This is a genomic window from Blastococcus sp. SYSU DS1021, from assembly GCF_054050995.1.
The window spans coordinates 1-3,199 of record NZ_JBJHAL010000050.1 but is presented as its reverse complement, the minus strand read 5'-3'; the positions used below and the strand labels follow the sequence as shown (position 1 = coordinate 3,199).

Below are 3,199 nucleotides of genomic sequence, written 5' to 3'. Positions count from 1 at the left end.
CCCCCCCCCCCCACCACGCGCGCTGGAAACCCCCCCCCCCCCCCCCCCCCCCCCCCCCCCCCCCCCCCCCCCCCCCCCCCCCCCCCCCCCCCCCCCCCCCCCCCCCCCCCCCGCTCCGTCGATGCCGTCGAGGAGTCCGGTGACGGGGACTGGGTGGTCCGGCCGGTCACCGGCAGCTCGACCGGCAAGACCTACCGCTGCCCCGGCTGCGACCAGGAGATCCGCCCGGGGACGCCGCACGTGGTCACCTGGCCGGCCTACCTGCGGGACTCCGACCTCGAGCCCTGGGACGTCGAGTCGGCGGCCGACCGGCGCCGGCACTGGCACACCGTGTGCTGGCGGTCGCGCGCCCGGCGTCGCTGAAGAAGGACCCCGCTGCCCCCCACGCGTCGCGAGCTCGGCGCGGGCCCCTGCAGCGGGGCCGTTCCATCAGGTCACGAGCTCGGCCGACACCACCACGTTGTCCCGGTAGCTGCCCGTCGCCGGGTCGAACGCCCCGCCGCAGGTGATGATCCGCAGCTGGGGCCCGGGGGTCGGCGCGTAGACCGTCGTCCCCGGGAACTCCGCCTTGGCGTACCGGTCGACGGCGGTGACCCGGAAGCGGGCCGTCGTCCCGTCGCCCCGGTCCACCAGCACCTCGTCCCCGGGGGCCACCCCGCCCAGTCCGGCGAGCGCCCCGGCGCGACCGGCCCAGTCGACGTGCCCGGTGAGCACCGCCGGGCCGGCGGCGCCCGGGCGCGGGCCCCTGGAGTACCAGCCCGCCACGGAGGGGTCCGCCGGAGGGACGAGGGCGCCGGAGCCGTCGAGCCCGGCCGCGACCAGCGGGGCGTCGATCTCCGCTGTGGCGATGCGCAGCCGCACCGGGGCGGCGGCGGGCTCCGCTGATCGTGCGGCGGCGCGCCAGGGCGCGCCGGCCAGGACGGAGACGGTGCGGGGGAGCCAGCCGCCGACCGCGCCGGCCCCACCACCGCCGGCCTCCACCCCGCCCACCGGCCGGACGGCGGGGCCGGTGGCGTCCGCGACCACTCGCAGCTCCACGCCGCCGCCGGGGCGCTGCAGGGCGAGCACCGTGCGGATCGAGCCGGCGGGCAGGTCCAGCTCGGCTTCGGCGCCGGTGGCCGGCACCAGGGCGTGGTGCCGGCCACCCGGCACGACGACGGGCGGCCCGGCGTCCGGGAAGCCCAGACCGGCCGCGAGCACCGGGCCGTCGGCCAGCACGACGTCGAGCGGGGTGGCCGCGGGCGCGGCGGCGAGCACCCGCACCCGGGCGGCGCCGGACGGCGGAGGGCTCAGGTCGTCGTCGAGCGGCTGCAGGGTCAGGTCGGCGAAGGTGCCGGTGAGCGCCACGGTCCGGGCCCGCCCCGGGGAGAGGTCGACGCGGGCCGAGAGCACCGGGGCGGTACCGGCGGACGCACCGGCGGCCCGGACGCTGACCGCGTACGCGCCGGCGGGCAGCTCGGCGTAGGCGTCCACCGCGCCGTACCCCAGCCCCGCCGCGACGACGGGCCCCGGGTCGACGAGGACCTCACCGGGAGGTGCGGCCGCGGTCAGCGAGACGTCGACCGCCGGGGTGTCGGGCGAGAGGTGGGCGACCCGCAGGAGGCCGGACCGCGGCTCGTCGGCGGCCGCGCGACCCGGCGCGCCCAGCACGGCCGGCAGCGCGAGGAGCAGCAGGGCCAGGAGCGCCGACAGCCCGCGTGCCGGCCGGACACGGGGGTCCGGGGTCACGCGGGCTGTCGCAGGGCGGTACCGGGGGATCAGGAGCGCCCCTGGCCCACCGGCTCGTCGATCGACTGCGTCGTCGGGGCGGCCTGCGCAGCCGGGGTCGACCCCGTGGTGTTCGGCCGCGACGGCAGGGGCAGCGCGCGGGTGGTCGGCTCCGCGCGCGTGACCGCCGGGAACGTGGCGGTCACCGGCTCGGGGCGGGTCGGCTGGCGCGCCGCGGCGGACTCGCCCTCGGCCCGGGGGGCCTGGACGGCGGGCTGCTGCCCGGTCTGGGGGCCGGCGACCGCTGCGGGGGCCTGGCCGGCGGGTGCCGGCGCCTGCGCGCGCTCCGGCCGCTCCGCCGGGGCCGCCTGCTGCTGCGGAGCTGTCTGCTGGGGGGCGGTCTGCGGGGCTGCGGGCTGCCGCTGACCGGCCTCGCCCGTGGGTGCGGCGTGCTGTGCGCGCCGCTCGGTGTCGGCGTCGTCGCGGGACTGCTGCGCGCGGTCGCCGAGGTCGGGGAGGCTGTCCAGCAGCCGCCGGGCCTGCACCAGCCGGCTGGTGAGCTCGTCGCGGACCTCGCGGATCGCCTCGGCGCGCGCCTCGGCGTCGGCGACGAGCTGGGCGGCGTGCTGCTCGGCGGCGGCGATCCGCTGGCGTGCGGCCTGGGTGGAGACGCGCTCGCGCTCCTCCTCGGCCTGGGCGGCCTCGGCCCGGCGGGCGCGCTGCGCGATGTCGAAGTCCTCCTCGACCTTCGCCCGGCGGGCCTGCGACTCGGCGTCGAGGCGGGCCACCCGCTCCTGCGCCTTGGCGACCAGCTCGTCGGCCCGCTGCTGCGCCTTTTGCATGATCTGCTCGGCGGCCTGCCGCGCCTCGGCGATCATCCGCTCGACCTCGGCCTGCCCGGCCGCGTGCCGCTCCTGCAGCGCGCGCTCCTCGGCGTCGGTCTGCTCGCGGACGGCCTGGGCGTCGAGCTCGGCGGCCCGCCGGATCTCGCCCGCCTCCTCCTCCGCCAGCTGCAGCATGTGCTGGATGCGCTCGCTGATGTTCTCGAACGTGGGGGCGGCGGCGGTCGCGGCCTTGCGCCGCAGCGACTCGACCTCGCCGTGCAGGGCCGACAGCTGGCTGGCCAGGTCGGCCGAGCGCTCGACGGCGGCGTCGCGGTCGGCCAGCGCGATGCGGAAGTCCGCCTCCAGCCGTTCGATCGTGTCGGCGACCTGGTTGCGGTCGTACCCCCGCAGGACGACGTCGAAGGAGTGCTGCGCCTCGTGCATCGGCATGTCACGGCGGGGGTCGCTCATGGGTTCATCCTCGCAGAAGGCCAGGGGCTCGTCACCGTCCTGGGCATGGTGCGCCCCAGGTGTCCCGGATGTCCCGGGTGACACGCCGGGCGACGTGAGCCGGGGGGGGGGGGGGGGGGGGGGGGGGGGGGGGGGGGGGGGGGGGGGGGGGGGGGGGGGGGGGCGGTGGCCCGCGCCGCGGCGGCGGCCGGGCCGGG

3 protein-coding genes are annotated in these 3,199 nt (G+C 79.8%); 1 reads left to right on the top strand and 2 read right to left on the bottom strand.

Annotated features, from left to right (window positions below; translation table 11 throughout):
* The first annotated feature begins 153 nt into the window (after positions 1 to 153).
* Positions 154 to 363 carry a hypothetical protein gene (locus ACI8AP_RS20950; RefSeq protein ID WP_456591305.1) on the top strand — a complete coding sequence of 70 codons (210 nt, stop codon included), beginning with the start codon at positions 154 to 156 and terminating at the stop codon, positions 361 to 363.
* A gap of 66 nt (positions 364 to 429) precedes the next feature.
* Here ACI8AP_RS20950 and ACI8AP_RS20945 read toward each other — a convergent pair whose 3' ends face one another.
* Positions 430 to 1,728, bottom strand: a complete 1,299-nt coding sequence (locus ACI8AP_RS20945; protein ID WP_456591304.1) for a class F sortase — start codon at positions 1,726 to 1,728, stop codon at positions 430 to 432.
* Positions 1,729 to 1,757: 29 nt separating this feature from the next.
* Positions 1,758 to 3,002: a hypothetical protein gene (locus tag ACI8AP_RS20940; RefSeq protein WP_456591303.1), complete on the bottom strand. Its 1,245-nt coding sequence runs from the start codon at positions 3,000 to 3,002 to the stop codon at positions 1,758 to 1,760.
* Positions 3,003 to 3,199: the final 197 nt, after the last annotated feature.